Origin of the sequence: Hyphomonas sp. KY3, assembly GCF_017309975.1 — a bacterium.
GTDB lineage: Bacteria > Pseudomonadota > Alphaproteobacteria > Caulobacterales > Hyphomonadaceae > Hyphomonas.
Window position 1 is genome coordinate 2,407,374 of sequence record NZ_CP022271.1, and the last position, 24,364, is coordinate 2,431,737.

General features: G+C 58.4%; 18 protein-coding genes, 2 tRNA genes, 1 rRNA gene and 1 pseudogene. 7 read left to right on the top strand and 15 right to left on the bottom strand.

Annotated elements, in window-relative coordinates:
- Nucleotides 1–189 precede the first annotated feature (189 nt).
- The 5 genes from CFA77_RS11685 to CFA77_RS11705 all read right to left on the bottom strand — a co-directional run bounded on the left by CFA77_RS11685 (nucleotide 190) and on the right by CFA77_RS11705 (nucleotide 4,515).
- A tRNA-Ala gene (locus CFA77_RS11685) sits at nucleotides 190–265 on the bottom strand.
- A gap of 56 nt (nucleotides 266–321) precedes the next feature.
- Nucleotides 322–398: transfer RNA gene (locus CFA77_RS11690), tRNA-Ile, on the bottom strand.
- 227 nt (nucleotides 399–625) lie between these two features.
- Nucleotides 626–2,080: ribosomal RNA gene (locus CFA77_RS11695) — 16S ribosomal RNA — on the bottom strand.
- A gap of 1,208 nt (nucleotides 2,081–3,288) precedes the next feature.
- Nucleotides 3,289–3,723, bottom strand: a complete 435-nt coding sequence (locus CFA77_RS11700) for a CBS domain-containing protein (protein WP_206990847.1) — start codon at nucleotides 3,721–3,723, stop codon at nucleotides 3,289–3,291.
- Nucleotides 3,724–3,804: 81 nt separating this feature from the next.
- Nucleotides 3,805–4,515, bottom strand: a complete 711-nt coding sequence (locus tag CFA77_RS11705; RefSeq protein WP_206990848.1) for a rhomboid family intramembrane serine protease — start codon at nucleotides 4,513–4,515, stop codon at nucleotides 3,805–3,807.
- A gap of 178 nt (nucleotides 4,516–4,693) precedes the next feature.
- Between CFA77_RS11705 and CFA77_RS11710 the strand changes: the two genes are divergently transcribed.
- Nucleotides 4,694–5,074, top strand: a complete 381-nt coding sequence (locus tag CFA77_RS11710) for a DUF4345 domain-containing protein (RefSeq protein ID WP_206990849.1) — start codon at nucleotides 4,694–4,696, stop codon at nucleotides 5,072–5,074.
- Between the two features lie 71 nt (nucleotides 5,075–5,145).
- Here the strand turns inward: CFA77_RS11710 and CFA77_RS11715 are convergent, their stop codons facing one another.
- Complete coding sequence (locus CFA77_RS11715; protein ID WP_206990850.1) at nucleotides 5,146–7,656, bottom strand: TonB-dependent receptor; 2,511 nt, start codon at nucleotides 7,654–7,656, stop codon at nucleotides 5,146–5,148.
- 482 nt (nucleotides 7,657–8,138) lie between these two features.
- Here CFA77_RS11715 and CFA77_RS11720 point away from each other — a divergent pair, with 482 nt between their 5' ends.
- Nucleotides 8,139–8,693, top strand: coding sequence for a PAS domain-containing protein (locus tag CFA77_RS11720; protein ID WP_206990851.1), 555 nt, complete (start codon nucleotides 8,139–8,141; stop codon nucleotides 8,691–8,693).
- Between the two features lie 12 nt (nucleotides 8,694–8,705).
- Here the strand turns inward: CFA77_RS11720 and CFA77_RS11725 are convergent, their stop codons facing one another.
- Entirely contained in the window at nucleotides 8,706–10,343 is a 1,638-nt protein-coding gene (locus CFA77_RS11725) for a choline dehydrogenase (protein WP_206990852.1), read from the bottom strand.
- Nucleotides 10,344–10,491: 148 nt separating this feature from the next.
- On the opposite strand from CFA77_RS11725, the gene CFA77_RS11730 reads away from it, so the two are divergent.
- Entirely contained in the window at nucleotides 10,492–11,103 is a 612-nt protein-coding gene (locus tag CFA77_RS11730) for a PilZ domain-containing protein (RefSeq protein ID WP_206990853.1), read from the top strand.
- Nucleotides 11,104–11,273: 170 nt separating this feature from the next.
- Here CFA77_RS11730 and CFA77_RS11735 read toward each other — a convergent pair.
- Nucleotides 11,274–11,630: pseudogene (locus CFA77_RS11735) on the bottom strand (gamma carbonic anhydrase family protein); the annotation flags it as partial.
- 263 nt (nucleotides 11,631–11,893) lie between these two features.
- Here CFA77_RS11735 and CFA77_RS11740 point away from each other — a divergent pair.
- The gene (locus CFA77_RS11740; protein WP_206990855.1) at nucleotides 11,894–12,703 is read left to right on the top strand and encodes a PhoH family protein; all 810 of its coding nucleotides are present in this window, start codon (nucleotides 11,894–11,896) and stop codon (nucleotides 12,701–12,703) included.
- 62 nt (nucleotides 12,704–12,765) lie between these two features.
- Here CFA77_RS11740 and CFA77_RS11745 read toward each other — a convergent pair whose 3' ends face one another.
- The 6 genes from CFA77_RS11745 to CFA77_RS11770 form a co-directional block, all read right to left on the bottom strand.
- On the bottom strand, nucleotides 12,766–13,332 hold the full coding sequence (locus CFA77_RS11745) for a hypothetical protein (RefSeq protein WP_206990856.1): 567 nt from the start codon (nucleotides 13,330–13,332) through the stop codon (nucleotides 12,766–12,768).
- The gene (locus CFA77_RS11750) at nucleotides 13,319–13,828 is read right to left on the bottom strand and encodes an MgtC/SapB family protein (RefSeq protein WP_206990857.1); all 510 of its coding nucleotides are present in this window, start codon (nucleotides 13,826–13,828) and stop codon (nucleotides 13,319–13,321) included. Before CFA77_RS11750 ends, CFA77_RS11745 begins: the two co-directional genes overlap by 14 nt.
- A gap of 43 nt (nucleotides 13,829–13,871) precedes the next feature.
- Nucleotides 13,872–14,985, bottom strand: a protein-coding gene (prfB, locus tag CFA77_RS11755) for a peptide chain release factor 2 (RefSeq protein ID WP_206990858.1) whose coding sequence is annotated in 2 segments (ribosomal slippage) — nucleotides 13,872–14,915 and nucleotides 14,917–14,985 — 1,113 coding nt in all. Because the reading frame shifts where the segments join, the coding sequence is not laid out codon by codon here.
- An 86-nt stretch (nucleotides 14,986–15,071) separates the two neighbouring features.
- Nucleotides 15,072–17,726 carry a penicillin-binding protein 1A gene (locus tag CFA77_RS11760; RefSeq protein ID WP_242517332.1) on the bottom strand — a complete coding sequence of 885 codons (2,655 nt, stop codon included), beginning with the start codon at nucleotides 17,724–17,726 and terminating at the stop codon, nucleotides 15,072–15,074.
- A 125-nt stretch (nucleotides 17,727–17,851) separates the two neighbouring features.
- Nucleotides 17,852–19,774, bottom strand: coding sequence for a M48 family metallopeptidase (locus CFA77_RS11765; RefSeq protein WP_206990860.1), 1,923 nt, complete (start codon nucleotides 19,772–19,774; stop codon nucleotides 17,852–17,854).
- Between the two features lie 137 nt (nucleotides 19,775–19,911).
- Complete coding sequence (locus CFA77_RS11770) at nucleotides 19,912–21,594, bottom strand: electron transfer flavoprotein-ubiquinone oxidoreductase (protein WP_034811469.1); 1,683 nt, start codon at nucleotides 21,592–21,594, stop codon at nucleotides 19,912–19,914.
- Nucleotides 21,595–21,688: 94 nt separating this feature from the next.
- On the opposite strand from CFA77_RS11770, the gene CFA77_RS11775 reads away from it, so the two are divergent.
- Nucleotides 21,689–22,477 (top strand): uracil-DNA glycosylase family protein, encoded by a 789-nt coding sequence (locus tag CFA77_RS11775; protein WP_242517333.1) that lies wholly within the window; start codon nucleotides 21,689–21,691, stop codon nucleotides 22,475–22,477.
- Nucleotides 22,478–22,497: 20 nt separating this feature from the next.
- On the opposite strand, the gene CFA77_RS11780 is transcribed toward CFA77_RS11775, so the two are convergent.
- A complete protein-coding gene (locus tag CFA77_RS11780; protein ID WP_206990861.1) occupies nucleotides 22,498–22,974 on the bottom strand; it encodes a hemerythrin domain-containing protein in 477 nt (158 codons plus the stop codon).
- 85 nt (nucleotides 22,975–23,059) lie between these two features.
- Here CFA77_RS11780 and CFA77_RS11785 point away from each other — a divergent pair, with 85 nt between their 5' ends.
- Complete coding sequence (locus CFA77_RS11785) at nucleotides 23,060–23,743, top strand: TIGR04283 family arsenosugar biosynthesis glycosyltransferase (RefSeq protein ID WP_206990862.1); 684 nt, start codon at nucleotides 23,060–23,062, stop codon at nucleotides 23,741–23,743.
- Nucleotides 23,743–24,348, top strand: a complete 606-nt coding sequence (locus CFA77_RS11790; protein ID WP_206990863.1) for a DUF2064 domain-containing protein — start codon at nucleotides 23,743–23,745, stop codon at nucleotides 24,346–24,348. The genes CFA77_RS11785 and CFA77_RS11790 overlap by 1 nt, the downstream gene beginning before the upstream one ends.
- The last annotated feature ends 16 nt before the right edge of the window (nucleotides 24,349–24,364 follow it).

A 24,364-nucleotide genomic window follows, 5' to 3' on the forward strand; every position in this document is an offset into this window, starting at 1 on the left:
TGCAGACTGACCCTTTACCAATACCGCACATTGCTGCGCGGCCGGTTATTCGGCTGAGGCTGGTGACGCAGACCCACGAGGGGTGGCGGCCAGCCGGATCAATCTTTCCCTTACGATAACAAACATCCTGGAACCCTGAGGTCCCAGAAACGGACTAAACTTCTTTCGTTCGTACACCCACCAAGCAAATGGTGGAGCCAGACGGAATCGAACCGACGACCTCCTGAATGCAAATCAGGCGCTCTCCCAACTGAGCTATGGCCCCGTAGTCTGGCATCCCGCCAGGTCGCGTGCCCTGCCCTGCGTTGCCGCAGGCTTCGATGGTGGGCCGAGGAAGAGTTGAACTTCCGACCTCACGCTTATCAGGCGTGCGCTCTAACCACCTGAGCTACCGGCCCGTGACCAAGTCAGGGCCAGGCCCATCGCGGTCAAAGTCGAAGACAGGCGATAAAGCGCCCGCGGGGCTCGCTTAGTATCCAGACTAACTGAAAGCAAGCCTGAACAACGAACGAAGGAAGAGAAACGGAGACGGCGCGATAGCCGCATAGTTTTTTGTCCATCAAAGTGGACTGTCTATAGAGCTCTAGAGCCTCGCGTGAGCAAAGCAATCCAGAAGCATCCTTAGAAAGGAGGTGATCCAGCCGCAGGTTCCCCTACGGCTACCTTGTTACGACTTCATCCCAGTCACTGATCCTACCGTGGCCGCCTGCCTCCGAAGTTAGCACAGCGTCTTCGGGTAGAACCAATTCCCATGATGTGACGGGCGGTGTGTACAAGGCCCGGGAACGTATTCACCGTGGCATGCTGATCCACGATTACTAGCGATTCCACCTTCATGCCGTCGAGTTGCAGACGACAATCCGAACTGAGACAGTTTTTGGGGATTAACCCATTGTCACTGCCATTGTAGCACGTGTGTAGCCCTACCCGTAAGGGCCATGAGGACTTGACGTCATCCCCACCTTCCTCCGGCTTACCACCGGCAGTTTCCTTAGAGTGCCCACCCAAACGTGATGGCAACTAAGGATGAGGGTTGCGCTCGTTGCGGGACTTAACCCAACATCTCACGACACGAGCTGACGACAGCCATGCAGCACCTGTATCCGATCCAGCCTAACTGAAGGAATCCATCTCTGGAAACCGCGATCGGTATGTCAAGGGTAGGTAAGGTTCTGCGCGTTGCTTCGAATTAAACCACATGCTCCACCGCTTGTGCGGGCCCCCGTCAATTTCTTTGAGTTTTAATCTTGCGACCGTACTCCCCAGGCGGAGAGCTTAATGCGTTAGCTGCGTCACCGACAGGCATGCCTGCCAACAACTAGCTCTCATCGTTTACGGTGTGGACTACCAGGGTATCTAATCCTGTTTGCTCCCCACACTTTCGCACCTCAGCGTCAGTACCAGTCCAGTTAGCCGCCTTCGCCACTGGTGTTCCACCGAATATCTACGAATTTCACCTCTACACTCGGTATTCCGCTAACCTCTCCTGGTCTCTAGACTTCCAGTTTCAAATGCAGTTCCGAGGTTGAGCCCCGGGATTTCACATCTGACTTAAAAGTCCGCCTACGTGCGCTTTACGCCCAGTAATTCCGAACAACGCTAGCCCCCTTCGTATTACCGCGGCTGCTGGCACGAAGTTAGCCGGGGCTTCTTTACTAGGTACTGTCATTATCATCCCTAGCGAAAGAATTTTACAACCCTAAGGCCTTCATCATTCACGCGGCATGGCTGCATCAGGCTTTCGCCCATTGTGCAAGATTCCCCACTGCTGCCTCCCGTAGGAGTCTGGGCCGTGTCTCAGTCCCAGTGTGGCTGATCATCCTCTCAGACCAGCTATAGATCGTCGCCTTGGTAGGCCATTACCCTACCAACTAGCTAATCTAACGCGGGCCGATCTTTCACCGATAAATCTTTCCCCCGAAGGGCGTATACGGTATTACCACTCGTTTCCAAGAGCTATTCCGTAGTGAAAGGTACGTTCCCACGCGTTACTCACCCGTCTGCCACTATATCGTTCGACTTGCATGTGTTAAGCCTGCCGCCAGCGTTCGTTCTGAGCCAGAATCAAACTCTCAAGTTGAGTTGATCTGACGATACCATCCATTGGAATATGGACGGCTACTTTAGCTGTTAAGCATCAAGTATTGCGTTCTTTGACGAGAAACCCTTAGTCACAAAGGCCGGGCCGAAACCCAACCGATGGAAAAAGAATTTTCTCTTAAGAAACGCATCCGTCGCGATCGTTTGGACCGTGGCCGAAGCCCGTGTCCGCAAGCCATCACGCCGCCTGCGTTTCTCTTCCTAATCTCTTACGATGTCAAACAGCTGGAACCGAAGCTCCGAAGGTCTCCATCAGAAGCCCGTGGGCCCGTCCGGAAGAGGCGGCTTATATGGGCCGCCGCTTAGCCCGTCAACACTCTTTTTCGCGCCTTCTGCAGTTGAGTGTTTAACCACCGTTCCCGCATCAATTTAAGCGCAAAAGAACCACTTGCCGAAAAGATCCGGCTCGCAAATTCGAGCGTTTCGAGGAACCGCATATATAGCCCCTGTTCGACGAAAAGTTCAAGAACTTTTTCACCAATCAGGTGAGCTTTTCAGCGGGCCCGCTTCAGATGCCCGAGGGCGTCGTCTGCGGAAGAGGCGGCTTATATGGACCGCCCTTCTTCCCGTCAACACTCTTTTCCGCCTCTTCTGCAGTTAGGTGCCAGGCACCGTTTCCGCTTCAATTTTGGCGCAAATGAACCAGCCTGCCGAAATCATCCGGCCCGCAAATTCGAGCGTTTCGAGGAACCGACATCAACGCTCTGACTGGGGAAGAATAGAAACTTCCAAGCCATTCAGAGAACCCGGTGCCGGGCCGCCTCAGAGATCCGAAGAACTCGTCAGCGAGTGGCGGCTTATATGGACCGCCGTTCTTCCCGTCAACACCCTTTTCTGCGCTGTGTGCAGTAGAATGTTTAACCATCCATCCTGCTATGTTTACAGCGCAAAAGATCCCGTTGGCCGAACATGTCCGGCTCGCAGATCCGAGCGATTTTCAGGGAACCGATATCGAGCTCTGTCTGGGGAAGATTAGAAAACTTCCGAACCAATCAGGTGCGCCGTTACCGGGCCCCGCGTCTGAAACCCGAAGGCCTCGTCAGCGGAGGTGGCGATGTACCCCCGCCCCCCGGATGCGGCAACCCCCTAATGCAGGAATTCATCACAAAACTGCAGGAAAAAGACGGAAGCTTGTCGCGGCTTCCTGCCGGCCAATCCCAAAAGCCCAATGAATACGGGGGCTGCCCCCTAATACTGAGCGGACAGGTACGATTTCATCGCTTCTGCTTCAGCTTCCGTTTCAGCGATCTTCCACTTCACCAGATCCCCGATCGAGATCACCCCGACGAGGCGTCCGTCTGTCATGACGGGCAAATGACGAATCCTCCTGTCGGTCATAAGCTGCAACGCGTCATCTATCTTGGTGGTCGATTCGACCTTGATCACGTCGCGTGTCATCGCGTCGCCAACGTTCAATTCCAGCGCCATGGCGCCCTGACGCGCCACATGGCGCACAATATCCCGCTCAGACAATACGCCGATGATGGTGCCATCAGCGTCCAACGCGACCACCGCGCCGATTCGCTTTCCATCCAGCGTGCGGGCTGCGGCCGCCAATGTTTCACCGGCCTTCACCGAAATGATGGCGAAACCCTTGTCTTTGAGAATTTGGTCGATGGTCATCCATTGCCTCCCTGTGCATACGGCCCCTTTTTTGAGTGCCTGATTTTCAGAAAGCCTATCATAATTCCAATCATGACGCGATCAGGCGTGAAATTGTGCCCGTCCGAGATTGCGTGCGAGGTACCGGAACAACAGGGCCCCGGCGATGTATCCACCAATATGGGCCTGCCAGGCGATTGCCGAGCCGAACAGCGAAGGCCCCAGGAAGGCGAGAATCAGGTTGCCGACAAAAAAGACCGCGCTCGTCGTCAGGAATTTTCGGTCCAGAAGCCTGACGGGAAGCCCATTCTGGATCATCAGAGCCCCGGCAATCAGGCCGGAGACGCCACCTGAGGCCCCAATGGCCGGTGGCCCATCCGGATAGTGAGCCAGGAGATGGGCAACGGAGCCACCCACGACGCTCGCCACAAACAGGCCGAGAAAGGCCAGATTGATGCTGAGGCGAGATCGCGCGATTCGCTCGATCACAGCATAGACCGGCTTGCCGACCGCAATCAGCATTACTGTATTCATGAGGACATGGGACCAGCTGCCGTGAACCAGCGCCGTTCCCGCAAGGGGAATCAGCGCATCCAGCGCATTTCCATACGGAGCATAGCCTCCAGCAATGGGAGAACCGCCTATCCAGCCCCAGAAGCGATCCGGGAAGACTGCGCCTATATCCACGAAAAGCGGGTCCAGCGCGGAGCCTGTGATGAGTCTCAGTCCGTGCATTGCAACAATGGCGAGCGCCAATGCGGTTACAAAGGGAGGCGCATTGATAATGGGGGGCGCTCGCCGTGATTGGCGCATGGACGGTCTCCTGAAACACTCGCTCACTGATAGATGGGCCTTTGAAACAGGATGTCACCCCGATTCGCGGAATGATCATCGTCGCCCTGATGCTCTACAGAGCCCACATAGGCCCGACGGCTAGCCCAGCGCGCCACCGCCCCTTTACACCTGCAACTTCCGATCTAGTTCCTCGGGCATGTTCATACGTATCTTTCTCGGCATTATTGCCCTGGCGTTCCTTGTGTTCGGAATCTGGTCCTTGCTCGACCCGGTGGCCATGAGCTCATCAATGGGCGTGATCACAGGCGGCCCGAATGGGGTGTATGAAACCCGCGGGATCTATGGCGGCGTCAGCCTTGGCGCAGGTCTACTGGCAATTGCAGGCGTTTTTCGCCCGCGCATGGTCCGCCCTGCCCTGTGGTTTATCACGACTTACATGGGTGGATATGTTTTCGCGCGCATTGTCGGCCTGATTGCGGGTGATGCCCCAACGACGGATTTCCTCATGTTTGCAGGCTTCGAGGTCGCCTGCCTCGTTGTTGCCGTCGTCTCATTGGTCGCTTACCGGCCGGATTGAACTGACCAGCGCCGCATGGAAAAAGCCCCGCCGCAAGCGACGGGGCTTCCTGTTGATTCGAGGCCAAAGCCCTAGAAAGATTTGCGAACCGTCAGGCCATAAGTCGCTGGCTGGATCGGATAGCCAGAGATAGACCCCGCCTGCGCAACGGCCGGAAAGGCAACGGTGATGTACTCGTCATCAAAGATATTCCGTCCCCAGAGCGTAAAGCTCAACCCGGACTCGGTCGTCAGACCTGCCGACGCGTTGAACGTACTGACTTCTTTCTCGTCGCCGATCAGGGCCTGATTGGCCGGTTCGTCGAAATAGTCAGACGGGCTTTCATATTGCCAGTCTGCCCGCACGAAGGCGTCATAGGTCTTCACATCAAATGTGTAGGTCGCCGAGGTAGAGGTCGAAACATCCGGAATGCCGTATGGCTTTTGGCCGGAAATGTCGCCGCTCGCCGACTCCTCGAAGCTGTCATAGACGGGATCAAGGAACGTACCGGCAAAGCTGAGCAACAAATTGTCGGTCGCATTCCATTGCGCGTCAAGCTCAAGACCTTGCGTGGATTGTTCGCCCGCATTCGCCAGCGCAAAGCCGGTGCCCGTGAAGATGTTCGACTGGAATCCCTCAATGGTCTGGTCGAAGATCGCCACATTGAACGCAAAGTCAGAATAAGCGCCTTTGACGCCCAACTCGTAGACTTTCGATTCTTCCGGCCCGGCAAAGCGCGTACCTGTGGTCAGGTTCGGCACAAGCAAACCACCTTGGGCGAGCAGCGCGTAATCCGCAGATGTTGGCCGACTGTCACGGGACAGGTTCCAGGAAGATGCCTTGAAGCCCGTCGCGTAGGAACCATAGACATTGATCGAATCGGTCAGGTCATAAGCCAGACGGAAAGTGACGGACGTGTCCTCATCATCCGTCGAGCCGGTTTCTACAGCATTCGGGAAGTTCAGGAATGGCGGCAGGAACTGCAACTGCTGCAACGCGCCGGGTGCGCCGGCTGCTGTTGCCTGAATGGTCGCAAACTCCGTCGGATAAGCCGCAGCGAATGCGCCGACCGCCGCAGGATCGGTCGGATTCACGCCCGCCTGCAACAACAAGCCACCAGCCGTGGCCTGAGTGATGAACGGCGCGGCGGTATTGAGGTCCACGGCCGCAAATGTGTCAGTCGAGACAGCATTCGCAAAGGCGTCCTTGTTCACCTGGGTATAGTTCAGGCCAAAGGTCGCCGTCAGTCGATCAGTGACTTCATAGTCAATTGTACCGAACAATGATGCGGACGTGTCATCCTGACCATAGAATTCAGTGAATCCTTGTCCGGGCTGGAAGAACGTGCCGGGCGCGACACCAAAGACAACCGGCTCCAGTGATGTCAGGAGGCCGGATGACAGGATGTCGATATAGCCCCGAATATCCTGACCGTAGAGCAGTTGGTTCTCGATATCGACGGTTTCATCGAAGTAGAAGCCACCCACCATCCAGCTCAGCGGACCACTGCCATTGGAGGTCAGACGCACTTCCTGAGTGAAGGTTTCGATTTCGACATCATCGGACTTTCGGCCGAGCAGGTCGGCACTCGTGAAGTCGGAGTCCTGGTTCGTGCTGAGATCGGATGTCCGGTAGGAAGTGATGCTGGTCAGCGTGAAGGCGCCGAGGTCGAAATCCCCCTGCAGCGACAGGCCGCCATTCTTGATAAGGTTCTCGGACCCGAAATTGTAGGCCACATCATAAGAGAACGGATCCTCTGCAACCAGGTTTCCGCCCAGCGCCAGGATGGCCGCACCGGTTGGACCATTGATGACGTTCGCGGCTGCACAGCAGATTTCGTCGATCTCGTCATAGTCCGCGATCAGGCGGAACGACATGTCATCATTCGGCTCCCAAAGCAGATCGCCGCGCAGGCCCCAGCGATTGCGCTCATTGGTATCCGGGCCGTCGCCAAGGTCTTCGACATAGCCATCGCGCGTATTGAAGTTTCCGCCCAGGCTGAAGGCCAGCGTGTCAGAAATCGGGCCAGTGACAAATGCGCCAGCACGGTAACCATTATAGTTGCTGACAGTGCCCTCAACATTGCCGCCCCACTCAAATTGCGGCTTCTGGGTCACGATCGAGATCACACCCGCCGATGCGTTCTTGCCGAACAGAGTCGATTGAGGTCCGCGCAGGACCTCGACGCGCTGAAGGTTTGGCAGGTCAGAAATCTGCGAGGTCGACCGAGAACGATAGACACCATCCACAAACACACCAACCGACGGCTCAATGCCGGCATTGTTGGCGCCGTTGCCGAAGCCCCGAATGATGAAGTTCGTGTTGGACGAAGACTGCTGCTGGCTCACGCGCAGCGATGGCACGACAGATTGCAGGTCTCCCAGATCCACAATCTCTGCCTTTTCGATGACGCTCTCATCCACGACCGACACTGCGACTGGCACGTCCTGGAGTGTCTGCTCGCGCTTGGTAGCCGTAATTGTCACCGTCTGGAGCGTGCGGCTTTCATCTTGGTCGGTGTCCTGCGCGTGGGCAGGCGTGGAGAGGGTTGCGAATGCAGCAATGCCAGCACTGACATAGAGCGCCGACTTGAAATGAGCCATTTCAAGAACACTAAATTTTCTGGATTTCACGTGTGGGTCCCTTTGAACAAGTTTCGATTTTTGTAGGTGGGAGGAATTCAACGGCAACGGATGCCATACTTAATTGTCTAGTCAGATGACCATTCATGACAAGTCATGACCATGAGTAATGGTTAAGAAACCGCATATGCTCTGCTTTCTGGATAGCAGATAGCGAGTTCACAGCCGATCGCGGCGCGAGAGTTCTCCGAGGGCGCGCCTGCGTGATTCGAGTTCGTCCAATCTGTGTACCGAGATGAGACTCGCGCACCGTGCCCCAAATGACGCTTCCTGAAAATTGCTGCCTTGGAGCCGGCAAAACCTCCTCAATGGGGAAAACCTGATCACGGCGCACCCGAAATTTCCCCCGCGGGGGGAAAGCGGAACTGGAACAGATATTGCGGAACTGGTCTCCGAAGCAGGCCCAGCGGGCTTTGATATCTTTTACGGAGCGAACGCCCCTCATGCACGACCGGTCTATTCACCCGAACACACGTATTATGCTTGAAGCCTGGAAGCGCATGAGCGTTAATCCAGCCTCAGAAGAAGACCGCACACCGCGTGCGAACGACCATCCAGACCTGATCACGAATATCTTCATGATCCAGTCCACACAGGATGGCGCATGGATCTTTCGCACTGCAGGTGACGGCGTATCACAGCTGCTCGGCCGGACGTTGCCGAATCATGACTTTCTCGCGCTTTGGACAGGTCCCGACCGGTCCATGGTCTCGGGCTTGCTGGATGCTGTAAGGCTGGACAGCGCTCCGGGCGTGATCCGCGGCAGCGGCGAAACCCTTACCGGCCAACGTGTTGAAGTAGAGATCACGCTGATGCCGCTGGCTCAGTCTTCCGTAGACGGAAATGTGACCCGTTTCCTCGGCCTTTACCAGACGCTCGGCGGCCTGCCGATGCTCAAGGGCCGGCCAATCTGGCGCCACCGGCTGGCTATGCTGGTGCCCCCGGATACGCGTCGCTCGGAACCAGCCCTGAAACTGGTCGCAAGCAACGCGCACTGAACTCTTCGAGGGTCAGGCAGCCACAGTCTCCGGCTCTTCCGCCGCGAGAGGCTCCTTACCAAGAATCATGTCGGCAGCCTTCTCGGCGATCATGATCGTCGGTGCGTTGGTGTTGCCACCGATCAGTGTTGGAATCACGGACGCATCGACCACGCGCAAGCCTTCGACACCCCGTACACGTAATTCTCCATCGACAGGCGCGTCGTCGCCCGCACCCATCGCGACAGTGCCAATCGGGTGATAGATCGTCTCGCCGGTCCGCCGGATGAAGGCATCAATATCCTCATCCGTCTTCACGCTCTCGCCGGGCATCATCTCTGCGCCTGTGAACGGCCGCAAGGCATTCTGCGAGCATAGATCACGCAGCATCTTCACCGCTTCGCGCATTGCGCGGCGATCTTCCTCAGCTTCGAGATAGTTCGGATCTATGGCCGGATGCTGGAACGGATCAGATGAGGCCAGGCATACCGTACCGCGGCTTTCCGGGCGCAGCTGGCAAGCGTGGACCGTGTAGCCGTCCTTGTTTGCCTGGTGCTTGGCGTGGTCCATCATGATGGCATTGACGAAGTGAAGCTGAAGATCCGGCATTTCCAGGCCCTCACGCGACTTCAGGAATGCTCCCGCCTGAAGATGGTTGTCGGCGCCTGCGCCTGTCTGGTTCATGAGATACTGCAAACCAACCCCGATCTTCTTGAGCCCCTTCTGCATGGAGTAGGCAGAAATTGGCTGGGTCATCTCATGGATGACGGTCAGGTCCAGATGGTCTTGCAGGTTCTGGCCGACATTCGGGGATTTGACCTCCGTCTTGATGTCAAAGCGGCCCAGATGGTCCGGATTGCCAATGCCTGAGAGTTGCAGTAATTGCGGCGACTGAACTGCGCCAGCACAGACAATGACTTCGCTTGATGCATGGATTTCCTGAGCCAATCGGCCCTTGCCTTCAACCACTTCGACGCCGGTCGCCCGCCCCTTCTCCATGAGAATCCTAGTGACAAGCCCCGTCGAGATCACGGTGAGATTGTCCCGGACACCAACTATGGGGCGCAAATAGCCATATGACGCGCTCCAGCGCTCACCCTTGTGGATTGTCCTTTGATAGCGGCCAAAGCCCTCTTGCTCTGCGCCATTGAAATCTTTCGTGCTGGCATATCCGGCCTGTTCTCCGGCTTGCAGAAAGGCCCGGTAGATCGGCGACGATAGCGGACTCTCGGAAACTTTGAGGGGCCCACTCGCCCCATGATAAGCGGAATCGCCGCCTTCATAGCCCTCTGATTTCCGGAAATAGGGCAGCACATCTGCGAAACTCCAGCCGCGCAACCCCATTTGGGCCCACTGATCGTAGTCGCGAGCATGTCCACGAATATAGATCATGCCATTGATTGAGGACGATCCTCCCCAGCCCTTGCCACGTGGCCACCAGAGTTTGCGTCCATTCATGTGCTTTTGGGGTTCGGTCCAGAATCCCCAATTGTAAGCGCCCTCCGCTTTGATGAGATTTCCTACCCCAGCGGGCATTCTTACCATCAGAGCATTATCTTTCTTACCAGCCTCAACCAGACAGACCTTGATCGTCGGGTCTTCGCTCAACCTGTTGGCAAGAGCGCAGCCTGCACTACCTGCACCAACAATCACATAATCATACGTCTCCATGAATGGAGCACCTCCCATTAAACCCTATGGTGAAGGAATTCCGCAATTCCATCTGTTTCCCGCAACAGTTTGTGAACGAAACTGGCGTAAGTAAAGTCTAGATGGAGAAGTACAGGCAGGTTGCCCCAACGGCCTCAGGAGATTCCACATGCCAGCACTAGACTTGTCAGTGCCGCAGTTCAAACCGGTGATCAACACCGAAGAGGATCGTCGCCAATACAAGCGAGTCGATCTCGAGCTGGAAGGCTGCTTCCTCGATGAAACCAGCGAAGATCATCAACTTGTAACCGAAAACCTGTCCTGCTCCGGTGCCTTTATGCGGGCTGCTACGGTCCCAGTGCCGGGCTCCAATGTGATTTGCTATTTCGACGATCTGGGTCGCGTCGCCGGGACAGTCGTGCGCACTTCCAAGGATGGGTTCGCGGTTGAATTCAACGTCGTGCCACACAAGCGCAAGAAACTTGCAGACCGCCTGAGCTGGCTGATCAACAAGGATTTGATGGAAGCGCCCGAACAGCGCGCGGCCGCCCGCTTTCCTACCGGAGGCCCGGCCTTTATCGGCCGCAAGGATGGCATGCAGATCCCTTGTACGGTCGTCGACATCTCCCTCACGGGCGCCAGCTTCCAGACCAATGGCCAGTTCCAGCCTCCGCCAATTGGTGAAGTCGTCACAGCCGGCAACTTGCGGGGCCGCGTCGTGCGCTCCAGCCAGACCGAATTCGCCGTGAACTTCCTGCGCCCGGACGAGGACGACGCCTAGTCGATGCGTTTTACGCTGTTGCGATGGCGTTTCCAGTTCTCCACATAATGCACTGCTGACATTCGGATCACCTGTATCTGGTGGTCGGAGATCTCCTTCACCACCTTGCCCGGCGCGCCCATGACGAGCGAATTGTCGGGGATTACCTTGCCTTCGGGAATCAATGTGTGCGCCCCAATGATGCAATTCTTGCCAATCTTGGCGTTGTTCAGAATGGTCGAACCAATACCGATCAGCGTTTCTTCGCCGATCGTGCACCCATGAAGCATCACCATATGGCCGACGGTCACGTCTCGCCCAATCGTTAGCGGGCATCCGACATCGGTGTGGAGCACGCTGCCATCCTGGATATTGGAATTCTCGCCAATCGTGATCGGGTCGTTATCGCCGCGCAGCACGGCACCATACCAAACCGAGGCGTTCTCCTTCATCACGACATTGCCCATGACCTGCGCATTGTCGGCTACCCAGTAACTGCCACTCTCCGGTAGGGTCGGTCGGGTTCCGTCAATCTCGTAAATAGCCATGGGTCTTGCGTCTCCTCATTATTTCGCGGGCGGAATTATCATTTAATCTTCTGATAACCTTGGTACACTTTAATCATCAACAGATTCGGAGTTGGAGACGGTCATCACCAGACCTTGTCACACCCCGCCGCCCGGAGAACGCTCCCGGGAACTGGCCACACCGCCCACGGGGCGGATGGCCCTTTCTTCCTCCCAGTTTCCGCCAAGCCATCGCGCGATTCCGCCGGTGGCTTTTTTCTTGCCCGCAACCAAGGAGAACTTCCATGGGTAAACGCAATGCAGCAAAACGGATGAAGCAAGGTTCAGAGATGAACCCGAATATCTGGTTCGAGGAGGGTGCCCGCGGCAAAGGCCCGAAGCTGCAAGCCATAGAAGGCGGACGAGGCTGGCATCCAGACGATGCCGACCCGAAACAAGAACATCAGCGTGCTGAAGGTGGTCGCACACAACGTTACCAGAAAACAGTCAAGCCCCGCACCGAGAACCAGGCCGAACTGATGAAGGCCATGGATGACAAGGCGCTTGTCGCGGCACTCGGCCCTGCCGGGACGGGCAAGACATATCTGGCCGTCTGCAAAGCGGTCGAGGCGCTGCAGAAGGGCAAGGTCGCCCGGATCATTCTGTCTCGCCCTGCGGTCGAAGCTGGCGAGCAGATCGGTTTCCTGCCTGGCGCAATGGAAGACAAGCTCGCCCCGTACCTGCGTCCTCTTTACGACGCACTGTCCGACCGGCTCTCGCCCGGACAGCTGAAACACATGCTGGCCGAAGGGGTCATCGAGATTGCCCCGATCGGGTTCATGCGGGGCCGAACCCTGAACAATGCCTTCATCGTCATCGATGAGGCACAGAACTGCACTTACACCCAGCTGAAGATGTTGCTCACCCGACTGGGCTGGCACTCGACGATGGTTATCACGGGTGATCCGGCCCAGTCTGACCTGCTGCCGGAATTCTCAGGCCTCGCGAATGCCGCCGAACGGCTCGAAAAACTCGGCGGAGCCTCAGTCATTCGCCTCGAAGGCAAGGATGTTGTCCGCCATCCACTTGTCGCGGAAATGCTCGACGTTCTTTAGTCTGACTTCAAATGAGTATCTCGCCCGCCTCGAGATTCTTCGGGGCGGGCTTTTTTTTAGCGTCAGGCGTTTCGCGTGATCCAGTCCGGATAGCTGACATTCGACCAATCGCCAAAGCCAAACCGGTCCACTTGCCGGGTGAGTTCAGCGGGGTTTTCATGTTCCAGGCACAGTGTCGAATACTGCTGCCCGCCCAGAGATGCCTTCGCGATCTCCGCGCGCAGGCCACCCGCATCGGTAGCCATGTGACGTCGCTTGTCGACCACGACTTCGTCTCCTTCCGCGAGCAATTCCTCCCGTAACGCCGCCAGGCTGGTCAGCGCTGTGGGAATGGTGGGAAAGAGACGCGCCAGCGTCGCCCGGTCTTCATCATCCAATGGAAAACGGGAGGAGACGACCGGCCGCCAATGTTCGAGGCCGCCGTCACGAGTCAGCAATTCCTTGATCCCGAACTGCGCCCCGCCCCGCAATTTGGCTTGGGCTGGCGCGCGGGATGGCACACGGAAATAGATATCGGTGCGGGGAGGCTCGGCGGCGAAATCCAGCGCGGCCCGCAGGCGCTGCTCAATCGCGACGCCTGCCTCTGGCCAGATCCGGTATTCCCATAGAGCCGGATTAGCTGTCCCCATGCTCGTCCCCTTTTCCGATCGGGGGTTTTCCGAACCAATGTGTTTCCAACATTCGGATCGGCAGCAGGATCAGGACCGACAGCAGCACAGCAAGGAAAGCGAGCCGGAGATAGCCCGCCCCGCAAGCCAGGCCAATCGCGCCTGCGAGCCAGATACTGGCGCCGGTCGTCAGTCCTCGCACGGACCCACGGCCATGGATGATGGTGCCAGCCGCCAGGAAGGCAACCCCCGCCGTCACAGCTTGCACGACACGCGTCGGGTCAAGCTGGGTGATGTCGTCATCCCCGCCGAAGGAATGGATCATCTCGATGGCAATCAACATGAATACGGACGAAGCAAGCGCCGTCAGCATATGCGTTCGCAAGCCGGCGGGCCGGTCGCGAACCTCGCGTTCAAACCCGACGATCAGGCCCGCCACACACGCTGCCAGCAGCCGCGTAGACATGACGCCCAAGGGCACATCGCTGTCGAAGGAAAGCTTCAGCAGATCGTCCATTCAGGACGAACGTCCAAGATGCCGTTTGGTTGCGCTGGAAGGCCTAGGCTTCGTCGTCCTCGCCCTTGGCTACCGACGCGGCGAGCGCCGCCGATAGGAAGAGATCAATATCGCCATCCAGCACGCCGGACGTGTCGGAAGTTTCGACCTCTGTCCGGAGATCCTTCACCATCTGATAGGGCTGGAGCACATAGGAGCGAATCTGGTGGCCGAAACCAATAGCGCTTTTCTCTGCATACTGCGCATCGGCGACTGAACGGCGGGTCTGCAATTCCAGCTCATAGAGCTTGGAACGCAGCATCTGCCAGGCCTGGTCCCGGTTGCGGTGTTGCGACCGGTCGTTCTGGCATTGCGCCACGATGCCCGTCGGCTCGTGCGTCAGGCGGACGGCGGAATCGGTCCGGTTAACGTGCTGGCCACCCGCGCCGGATGCGCGATACGTATCGGTGCGCACATCTGACGGATTGATTTCGATCTCGATATTGTCGTCGATCACGGGCGTGACGGCGACCGACGCGAAGCTCGTATGGCGGCGCGCCGAGGAGTCGAATGGCGAAATCCGCACAAGGCGATGCACGCCCGTTTCTGATTTGAGCCAGCCATAGGCATTCTCGCCCTTGAACTGGAGCGTGGCAGACTTGATCCCGGCTTCCTCGCCTTCGCGCTCGTCGAGTTCCTCGACCTTCATATCGTGCGCCTCGGCCCAGCGGACATACATGCGGCGCAGGATATTGGCCCAGTCCTGGCTTTCTGTGCCGCCTTCGCCCGCATTGATCTGGATGAAACAATCATTGCCGTCGGCTTCACCGGACAGTAGCGCCGCGAGTTCGGCCTTCTCGGCGCGCGCCGCGGCCTTTTTCAGATTGGCCTCAATATCGGCAATCATGTCGTCATCGCCCTCGGCGAGTTCGAGCAATTCCTCGGCATCATTGGCTTCGCGCTGCAGCGCTTCGACGGTCTCAATGCCGTCAGCAAGGCGCTGGCGCTCGCGCATCATGGCCTGGGCGGCCTGCGGGTCGTCCCAGAAATCCGGGCGCTCGGAGAGTGCAGTCAGCTCATCGAGACGTTTTGTGGCTGTATCCCAGTCAAAGACGCCTCCGTAGCAAATCGGCGGACTGGCGGATCTGGTCTGTAAGCGTTTTGATTTCTGCGGACATGGGATCAGCCTCTATTTGCACACGTCATTGAAAATGCGAGAGGCGGGGCATAGCGCGCCCGCCTCTCTGCGTCAAAAGTCGATTTGTCAGTAAATGTCGCCGAGATTGTCATCCACTGGCGCTTCCGGCACTGGGCGTGGCTGTCCGGGCTCGCCCGGGAACAGTCCCTGATCCTCCTGAACAATGCCGGCATCTCGCTCCGGATCGAATCCACCCGATGCGGCGCCTGTGCCTGCTCCACAATTCCCCGAAATGGACAGGCAGTCGCTGGTATCGCGGAAGGCGCTCATGCCGGGCTCGGTGCCGGGGCGGAAGGCTTCATCAATGATGACTGCCGTGTCCGGTCCGGGCAGTTCACCCGTGCGCGCATCGATTTTCACGAGGCGTACGCCAGGCGGAATACGGAACGGAATGGCCGGATCATCTGCCAGCGCCTTTTCCATGAATTCGGTGAAGATCGGCGCAGCAACCGAACCGCCAGCCTCCCCCTCACCAAGCGAACGGTTGTCATCGAAGCCGACGCGAACACCGACGACGAGGTCCGGAGAATAGCCCATGAACACCGCGTCGCGATACTCATCTGTCGTACCGGTCTTGCCAGCCAGCGGCTTGCCAACCCTTCTGGCCCGGCGGCCTGTCCCGCGTTCGACCACGCCTTCCAGCATATGCGTCACCTGGTAGGCCACGATCGGGTCCAGAACCTGCTCGCCAACTTCCTCAAGTTGAGGCGGTTCCCCGCCGTTCCAAACTTCAGCATGACAATCTTCGCACGGACGCTCGTCATGCTGGAACAAGGTGCGGCCATGACGGTCCTGCACCCGGTCCAGAAGGGTTGGGTTGATCTTCCGGCCACCATTCACAAAGCCCGCATAGCCACGCGCCATGTCGATCAGATAGGCATCCCCGGCGCCCAGCGACATGGCTGGATAAGGTGGCAGGTCTTCATAGACGCCCATGCGTTCGGCAAGGTCAGACACTGCATCCATGCCGATGTCCTGCGCAACGCGCGCCGTGACAAGGTTTAGCGATTTCTCGAGCGCAATGCGCAACGTGACCATGCCGTAGGTGCGCCCTTCGGTATAGTTTGATGGGCGCCAATAATCATCCGTAGACACGTCGAACGCCACGAAGGGGGCATCCAGCATCCGGCTGGCCGGCGTATAACCCTTTTCCAGGGCAGCCGCGTAGACAAACGCCTTGAAGCTCGAGCCCGGCTGACGCTTCGATTGCGTGACCCGATTATAGCTCGACTTGAAGAAAGAATACCCTCCCTGCATTGCCAGGATGCGTCCGGTATGCGGGTCCAGCGCGACCAGCGCACCATCCGCTTCCGGCACCTGCCGCAAAATTGCATTGCCAACCGGGATCATCATCGGCTCGGGTTCTGGCTGGTCGATCTCGTCGCCATCCGGGTCGAGTTCCAATTCTGCCGGCGCAGCTGTCTCTTCGGCATTCAGAACTTTACGCTTCAATTCGGCGATCACGACGTCGCCCACATTCAGGCCGCCCTTGCCTTCGGCCGGCTTGTAAGTCGCAGCCCATTCGACTTCCTCGGTGGGCAACGGGATGGTCGCGCCATCTGTCAGCAGCAATTCAGCGCCTCTGGAGCCAAGCTTGGTAACCAGCGCAGCTTCCCAAGTGCCATAGCCACCGGGCAGTTTCACATCGTCCAGCTGTTCGAGAATGTCTTCAGCCTTCGGGTCCAATGTCGTGACAGGGCCGCGCCAACCATGACGACGGTCATAAGCAATCAAACCGTTCTGCAACGCATCTTGCGCGGCCAGCTGCAGCTTGGTGTCGATGGTTGAACGAATGGAAAGCCCGCCTTGCTGGAGCGTGTCTTCACCATATGACTTGATCAGGTCCCTGCGCAGCTCCTGTACGAAATAGGTCGCTGCCGCATATTCCGGCCCTTTCAGGCGACGCGTCGTTGTCAGTGGCTTTGCAACAGCTTCGTCGGCCTCTTCGCGCGTGATGTAGCCATCCTCGACCATACGGCGCAAAACATAGTTCCGGCGCTGAAGCAGGCGCTTGGGACGACTATAGGGGTTCACCGACGAAGGTGCCTTGGCCAGCGATGCGAGGATCGCAGCTTCCGAGAGGTCGAGTTCCGGCAGTGACTTGTCAAAATAGTTCAGCGCCGCCGAGCCGACACCGTATGAGCGATATCCGAGATAGATTTCATTGAGATAGAGTTCCAGAATCTCTTCCTTGGAGAATTCCTTCTCCATGCGCTGTGCGATGATCGCTTCCTTGGCCTTCCGGGTCAGGTTCTGGTCGCGTGTCAGCAGCATGTTCTTGGCGACCTGCTGGGTGATCGTTGAACCACCTTCAAGCCCACCGGACCGGGTGATCTTGTTCTTTGCAGAGTTCAGCCCACCGCGCACAATACCTTTATAATCGAGCCCGCCATGCGTGAAGAAGCTCTTGTCCTCGGCCGACACGAATGCGTACACGACGTGGTTCGGGATGGATTCATACGGAACAAACACCCGGTGCTGGTCTGCAAATTCGGCGATCAGCGTGCCATCACCCGCATGGACTCGCGACGTAATCGGCGGCTCATATTGCTTCAGCTTGGCGATGGACGGCACTTGGCGGCCAAGGGCTGCGAAATACAGCCACAACGCCACGAAACCGAGCGCTGCAAGCACGAAGCCCAGAATGACCAGGCGGCGGGCCCAAACCCAAACCCAAGGGGGGCCGGGCAGAAACCGGCGCTTTGGTTCAGGTTCCTGCATGTGAGGATTCATATGATTCGACATAGTTTTCCCGTCAGCGTTCGCATCGCGGAATCGCATTGATATCCGGCAATAGTAAGGCGCGTCGGGGGCCGGTAAAAGGTCTCAGCTGCCTGACAATTCAGTCAGATATCCTGCCGGTCAATCTCCCCGTCCCCGATGGAGACGCTAGGCAATGGCCGGCGCTCGGGTCTCGGAGACGAGAGGCCATCCGCCAACTTGGCTTCCAGCTCCGCTCGCTCCCTGGCCGGCGGACGATTGTCGATCGCGTTTTGCCAGGCTTCGCGCGCCTCTTCCTTCTTGCCTTGATGCCAGTAGATGTCGCCAAGGTGCGTTTCGATTTCCCAGTGCTTGTGGGGTTTCAGCTCCGCGCGAGACTGTTCGATCAGCCGCTGGGCATCCTTCAGGTGCCCCATCTTGAAATAGGCCCAGCCAAGCGAGTCCGTAATGTAGGGATCGCGCTCGGCCAGCGAACGTGCCCGGTAAAGCACCTTGAAGCCTTCTTCATGCTTTTCGGTATACTCGATCAGAAAATACCCGAGCGAATTCAACGTGTAGGGATCGTTTGGTCGGCCCAGCAGCTCGGTGCGCAGAATGGCCAGCGCCTGATTGACCTCGCCAATCTTGCCCAGAGAGTTAGCCAGCGCCATGCGCCGATCATGCGTATCATCCAGTTCACGGGCCTTCGCCGCGTGTACGGCAGCGGCTTCCAGGTCGCCAAACTGGCCCTTGATCTCAGCAGCGAGACCATGAGCAGAAGCGCGCTCCGCCTGGTTCGAGGCCAACGAAATCACCTCGTCCACCAATTCGGACGAACCATTCTGATCATTCAGCAAGGTGCGCAACTGCAGCGCACCATACAGCGTCCGCAGGCGGTCATCTTCATCCGTGATTTCCAGCGCGCGCGCCACCGCAGCCCGTGCTCCTGCCTCATCACCCGACATGATCAGCGCCTGTCCGGCCGCGATCTGCAGTGAGGCCGTCTCTTGCGGTGCGCTCAGCGCAACATGCGCCACGCCATCATACAGCGCGCTTTCGTAAAGCTGGTCGATGACGGCGGCACGCAGCCCTTCATCTTTCGGATTTATCAGCAATGCGACCTGATCAAAGGCCGAGCGCTGGTCATCAAATCCCTCAATCCTGCCACCCATCATGATCGTGCGAATAATGCGCTGCTCCTGCAGAGCGCGCGAAACATCCGCCAGCGACTGCGCAAATGCAGCCGGCACATCCAGGGGTTCATTGTCGAGATTTTTTCCGGTCTCAAGGCTTTCAATGGCGGCTGCGTAGCTGATCGCCTCTTCAGGCTCTGCATCAGCCAGCTTTTGGTAAACCGCCTTGGACTCCTCGATCCGACCAAGCCGCTGCAACAACAGTGCATGGCGAGAAATTACCGTGCGGACGTGGCTATAGAGCAGGCCCTTCGGATCAAACTGATGTTCCGGCGCCTCGATCTCGGCAGGTGTCATGAACTCATAGACCGCGAGCGCCTGCTCTGGCCGTCCCGATGCTTCCAGCATGGCGGCAAGGGACAGGTCTCCCGTCAGACCGGGCATGGCCCCCGCAGCACCGCGATGGCGCTCGATCGCCTCATCCGGACGCCCGTCCATGGCGAGCAACCACGCATCAAGAAAGGCGTAAAAGCCGGTCTCGCCCTCTTCATCGCTCTGGCTGTTGGAGGTCTTCAATATGTTGCGCGCCGCAACCGTGTCGCCGTCAGCCGCCCGGTCCAGCGCCAGGAAGGCATCAAATAGTGGACTGACATCGCGGTCTTCCTGCGACAGGCCGGAGGTCATCTGAAGGAAGGCGGCCATGTCACCGGCCTTCACCGCATCCAGCGGCGCCGGATACGCGGAAATACCGACCGGCTTGCCGTTTGCCCCTATCACGGCCGTGGCGCGGGCCGCCGGGGAGAGTGGCACAGCGCTTTGAGCGATCGGCACTTCGGCCTCGACCTCCTGCAAGGCAGGCGCGGGCTCTGTGGCGCAGGCCCCAAGGGCGAGCGAAAGGGTCAGGATAGAGGCAGTAAGAGTTAGTCTTGGGCGCATATGAATGGCTCACTTCGGGTTCGCTTTGACGCCGAGTGAAGCAGTCCGATGCGGCAAGAGCAAGGCGCGAAATGGAGAAAGCGCGACAGGGTTAACCCCATCGCGCTTTCCGGAAACCATAAGGCTTGAAGCCCTGATTACATGTTCGGATAGGCCGGGCCGCCACCACCTTCGGGCACGGTCCAATTGATGTTCAGATTTGGATCCTTGATGTCGCAAGTCTTGCAGTGAATACAGTTTTGGGAGTTGATCTGGAACTTCAGTTCGCCGCCCTCCTCAATCCACTCATAGACGCCTGCCGGGCAGTAACGCGCCGATGGGCCAGCATAGACATCATGCTCGGAAGCCTTCTGAAGCGCCATGTCCTTCACGACAAGGTGAACGGGCTGGTCTTCGCCGTGATAGGTATTGGTGAAGGACACATTGGTCAGCTTGTCGAAGCTGATCTTGCCATCCGGCTTTGGATAGTCGATCGGCTTGAACTTCTTGGCTGGCTTCAGCGCGGCTGCATCCGTCTTGCCATGCTTCAGCGTACCAAAGAAGGAGAAGCCGCCGAACAGACTGGAAATCCACATTTCGAGGCCGCCCATCGGAATACCGATCGCCGTTCCCAGCTTGGACCAGAGCGGCTTCACGTTCCGCACCTGCTTCAGCTCCTTGTAGACCGAAGAAGCCTTGTAGGCGTCCTCGTATGAGGTCAGCACGTCGCCCTGACGGCCAGCCTTGATGGCTTCATAGGCAGCTTCCGCACCCATCATGCCCGTCAGGATCGCATTGTGGCTGCCCTTGATGCGCGGCACGTTGACGAAGCCTGCACCACACCCGATCAGCGCGCCGCCGGGGAATGAGAGTTTCGGCACCGACTGAAAGCCGCCCTCGGTGATGGCCCGCGCGCCGTAGGCGACACGCTTGCCGCCTTCCAGGTGCGGCAGCACGGAGGGGTGGTGCTTGAAGCGCTGGAATTCCTGATAGGGCGAAATGTACGGGTTCTCATAGTTCAGATGAACCACGAAGCCGACCGATACGAACGGCTCGCCATTGTCTCGGAAATGGTATAGGAAGCTGCCGCCGCCGGTCGAATTATCGAGCGGCCAGCCCATCGTGTGCTGGACGTAGCCCTCATTGAATTGCTCTTCGGGTATGGACCACAGCTCTTTCAGGCCGAGGCCAAATTTCTGCGGGTCGCGGCCTTCATCCAGATTGTACTTGGCGATCAGCTGCTTCGTCAGCGAGCCACGGGCGCCTTCGGCGAACAAGACATATTTGCCGAGCAACTCCATGCCCGGCTCATAGTCCGGCTTGTGCGTACCATCGGCGGCGATACCCATGACACCGGCGACGATGCCTTTGACTTCGCCATTTTCACCCAGCACGAGATCTGAGGCGGCAAAGCCGGGGAAGATTTCCACGCCCATATTCTCGGCTTCCTGGCCCAGCCAGCGCGCCACATTGGCGAGCGAGCCAGTATAGTTGCCATGGTTCTTCATGAAGCCCGGCATAGGCAGCCAGGAAATGTCTGCCTCGCCCTTCGGGCCGAGGAATTTGAACTTGTCGCCGGTGACTTCGGTCTTCAGCGGACGGTCGTCGCGCTCACGCCAGCCGGGGATCAGCTTGTCGAGGCCGACCGGGTCCATGACCACGCCGGACAGAATGTGAGCGCCAATCTCGCCGCCCTTCTCGATCACGACGACTTCAATGTCTTCGCCAGCTTCCTGTGCGAGTTGTTTTGCCCGGATCGCCGCGGACAGACCCGCAGGGCCACCGCCAACGATGACCAGGTCATATTCCATCGACTCGCGCTGTACAGCGTCATCAGCCATTGGTTTCTCCTCCTTGCGGGTGATAGGGTGCCCGCTCATAAGCCCATTTGATTAAGCAATTACAGCGTCTATCAGGAAGGTCCAGAGCGTCCAGATGCCCACCCCTGCGTCAATTGATGCAATTAAGGCCCTCACCGAGTGGTGGGGCGACATGGGCGTGGAAGTCGATGACGCTGCGGTAAAGGCCTATCTGAAGGTTGCCGACAGTGCCGCGCCGCCTGCTGCAGTTGCCCAGGATGCCCCTGTGCGCCGCCCACGCCGGAAGAAAACGGACTGGGTTGAAGAGGCCAAAATTGCCGCAGCGGCCTGTGATTCGGTCGAGGCGCTAAAAGCCGCCATCGTAGCCTTTGAAGGCAGCCCGCTGAAAAGCGCATCAGAAAATACAGTCGTCTATGATGGCACGCCGGGTGCCAGCCTGATGGTGATCGGCGAAGGGCCGGGCGCCGAAGAGGACCGCAAGGGCCTGCCCTTTGTGGGCAAGGCCGGACAGCTGCTCGACAAGATGCTGGCGGCCATTCACCGTGACCGCACGGAAAATGCCTTCATTACCAATGTGAATTACTGGCGCCCCCCGGCCAACCGGAATCCGGAAGCCGAGGAGCTCGCCGTATGTCGTCCGTTTGTGGATCGGATGGTGGAACTGGTCGCTCCGAAAGTGATTGTTGCCGCGGGCGGCGTGCCAGCCAAGTCCTTGCTCGATAGCGCAGATGGCATCATGCGCCTGCGTGGCACGGAACATGTTTTCAAGACCGCCGGTGGATTCACCGCCCCGCTGATCCCGATCCTGCACCCGGCCTATCTTTTGCGCCGCCCACAGGACAAGTCCCGCGCATGGCGGGACTTGTTGCTGGTCGAGCAGCGTCTGGGAGAACTTGGAGGCTAGAGGTCAGCCACCCGGAGGAACTATTCCTCCAGAGCCTCCTCGGCCTTCTGATCAACCAGCTTCATTTCGCGTTGCTTGCGCTCAAGGAAGGCTTCGCCGATCGAGCCATCTTTATCAGGGCCAATCACGTCCTTTGCGACGGGGAAGATTTCGGTCTCTTCCTCATCGATATGATGCTCGTAATCATGGCGCAGCGTCTTGAAACGCGTCAGCCAGCCAGGGGAACTCATGTCCATTTCATCCAGTTCCTGAATGATGTCGTCCAGTTCCTTGTGCTCGGCAACCGAGTGACGGCCCTTCGGCTGGCCCGCCTCGCCCTTCATCAGGGGCGCATAAAATGTCTCTTCCTCGGCGGCGGCATGCCCGCCCACATCGTAATAGAACTCCTTCCAGAGCTTGCGGCGCTTGGACGAGTCGCCTTCTGTCTCGGCCAGCTGGGCCAACAGGTCGCGATGGGAGTCATGGTCTTTCTTCAGGGTTTCGTAAATCGAGGGCATGTGAGGGATCCTTTGTCTGGTTTCTCTCAAACGCGTTAATCCCTGCCCGGTTCCGCGCCATGCGATTGCCTGATAGGGAGAAAAAATGCCCGCACCGCTCTCGATCATCATTCCCACACTGAACGCCGCCAGCGACCTGCCGGAGTGTCTACAGGCCTTGATGCCGGGGCTTGAGCTGGGGCTGATCCGTGAGGTGATTGTCTCAGATGGCGGCTCGGACGATGCTACGCCGCGCATTGCCGGGGACACCGGCGCGACGTGGATCGCCGGCGCCAGCGGTCGCGGCGCGCAACTCGCCGCCGGCGCCGACACTGCACGCGGCGACTGGCTGCTCTTTCTGCATGCCGACACGTATCTCTCGCCCGACTGGGCTGAACGCGCCGCCCACCATATGGAGCGCCGCGCTGAATCGGCCGCGGCTTTCACACTGAGATATCGCTCGGACGATCGCGCCGCCCGCTGGCTGGAAGCTCGCGCCAATCGGCGCGCGCGCATGTTCGGCCTGCCCTATGGCGATCAAGGTCTGCTGATCTCCCGCAAGCTGTACGATGCGGTCGGCGGCTTTGCCGACGTGCCCTTGATGGAAGACGTGATGATCGCAAGGGCCCTCGGCAAGAAACGGCTTGTCCTCCTGAGCGCCGACGCGCGCACCTCGGCTGAAAAGTATGAGCGCGATGGCTGGCGCAAACGCGCCTGGAGCAATGCCTTCCTGCTCACCCGCTTCTTGTTGGGGGCGAAACCCGAAATCCTCGCCAAGGCGTATCGTTGATGCGGCGCACCCGCGTCCTCATCTTCGCCAAGCCGCCCCGCATGGGGCTGGCCAAGACGCGACTCGCCGCCGGTTTGGGCCGTACCGAAGCGCGCCGCATTGCACACTTCACGCTCGCCCGCACCATGCGAGCCGTCCGCTCCAGCGGCCTGGACGTGGCCCTCTATCTCGCACCGGATTGTGCACTGGGCGAAACACTGGGCGGAACTTGGCCGCCACACCTGCCCCGCTTCAGTCAGGGGTCAGGCACGCTGACCGAGCGACTTGGCAAAGGCCTCGCCGACTCGCCGAATGGGCCGGTCCTCTTCATTGGCACCGATGCTCCGGACATTTCTGCCACTCTGCTACGCCAGGCCGTTCGTGCGTTACAACGCAACGATGCCGTATTTGGCCCAGCAGATGATGGCGGCTTCTGGCTTTTCGGTGTGAACAAACGCCCCGGTCTTCCATCACTTTTCGACAATGTACGCTGGTCCGGCCCTCATGCACGCGCTGATGTGCAAGCAAACCTTCCCTCCTCATTTCGCCTGACACTGTTGGAAACATTGCAGGATCTGGATGAAGAGCCGGATTGGCGAAGGTGGAATGCAAACAAACTTCGTTAACTTGACCCAGGTTATC

What these genes read in the sequence shown, in the direction of transcription:
- CFA77_RS11710 (WP_206990849.1), top strand. Translation starts at nt 4,694, where the DNA reads ATGTTCATACGTATCTTTCTCGGCATTATTGCCCTGGCGTTCCTTGTG.
- CFA77_RS11775 (WP_242517333.1), top strand. Translation starts at nt 21,689, where the DNA reads ATGCCCACCCCTGCGTCAATTGATGCAATTAAGGCCCTCACCGAGTGG.
- CFA77_RS11715 (WP_206990850.1), bottom strand. Translation starts at nt 7,656, where the DNA reads ATGGCTCATTTCAAGTCGGCGCTCTATGTCAGTGCTGGCATTGCTGCA.
- CFA77_RS11745 (WP_206990856.1), bottom strand. Translation starts at nt 13,332, where the DNA reads ATGGGGACAGCTAATCCGGCTCTATGGGAATACCGGATCTGGCCAGAG.
- CFA77_RS11705 (WP_206990848.1), bottom strand. Translation starts at nt 4,515, where the DNA reads ATGCGCCAATCACGGCGAGCGCCCCCCATTATCAATGCGCCTCCCTTT.
- CFA77_RS11785 (WP_206990862.1), top strand. Translation starts at nt 23,060, where the DNA reads ATGCCCGCACCGCTCTCGATCATCATTCCCACACTGAACGCCGCCAGC.
- CFA77_RS11770 (WP_034811469.1), bottom strand. Translation starts at nt 21,594, where the DNA reads ATGGCTGATGACGCTGTACAGCGCGAGTCGATGGAATATGACCTGGTC.
- CFA77_RS11750 (WP_206990857.1), bottom strand. Translation starts at nt 13,828, where the DNA reads ATGGACGATCTGCTGAAGCTTTCCTTCGACAGCGATGTGCCCTTGGGC.
- CFA77_RS11720 (WP_206990851.1), top strand. Translation starts at nt 8,139, where the DNA reads ATGCACGACCGGTCTATTCACCCGAACACACGTATTATGCTTGAAGCC.
- CFA77_RS11780 (WP_206990861.1), bottom strand. Translation starts at nt 22,974, where the DNA reads ATGCCCTCGATTTACGAAACCCTGAAGAAAGACCATGACTCCCATCGC.
- CFA77_RS11725 (WP_206990852.1), bottom strand. Translation starts at nt 10,343, where the DNA reads ATGGAGACGTATGATTATGTGATTGTTGGTGCAGGTAGTGCAGGCTGC.
- CFA77_RS11760 (WP_242517332.1), bottom strand. Translation starts at nt 17,726, where the DNA reads ATGCAGGAACCTGAACCAAAGCGCCGGTTTCTGCCCGGCCCCCCTTGG.
- CFA77_RS11765 (WP_206990860.1), bottom strand. Translation starts at nt 19,774, where the DNA reads ATGCGCCCAAGACTAACTCTTACTGCCTCTATCCTGACCCTTTCGCTC.
- CFA77_RS11730 (WP_206990853.1), top strand. Translation starts at nt 10,492, where the DNA reads ATGCCAGCACTAGACTTGTCAGTGCCGCAGTTCAAACCGGTGATCAAC.
- CFA77_RS11790 (WP_206990863.1), top strand. Translation starts at nt 23,743, where the DNA reads ATGCGGCGCACCCGCGTCCTCATCTTCGCCAAGCCGCCCCGCATGGGG.
- CFA77_RS11740 (WP_206990855.1), top strand. Translation starts at nt 11,894, where the DNA reads ATGGGTAAACGCAATGCAGCAAAACGGATGAAGCAAGGTTCAGAGATG.
- CFA77_RS11700 (WP_206990847.1), bottom strand. Translation starts at nt 3,723, where the DNA reads ATGACCATCGACCAAATTCTCAAAGACAAGGGTTTCGCCATCATTTCG.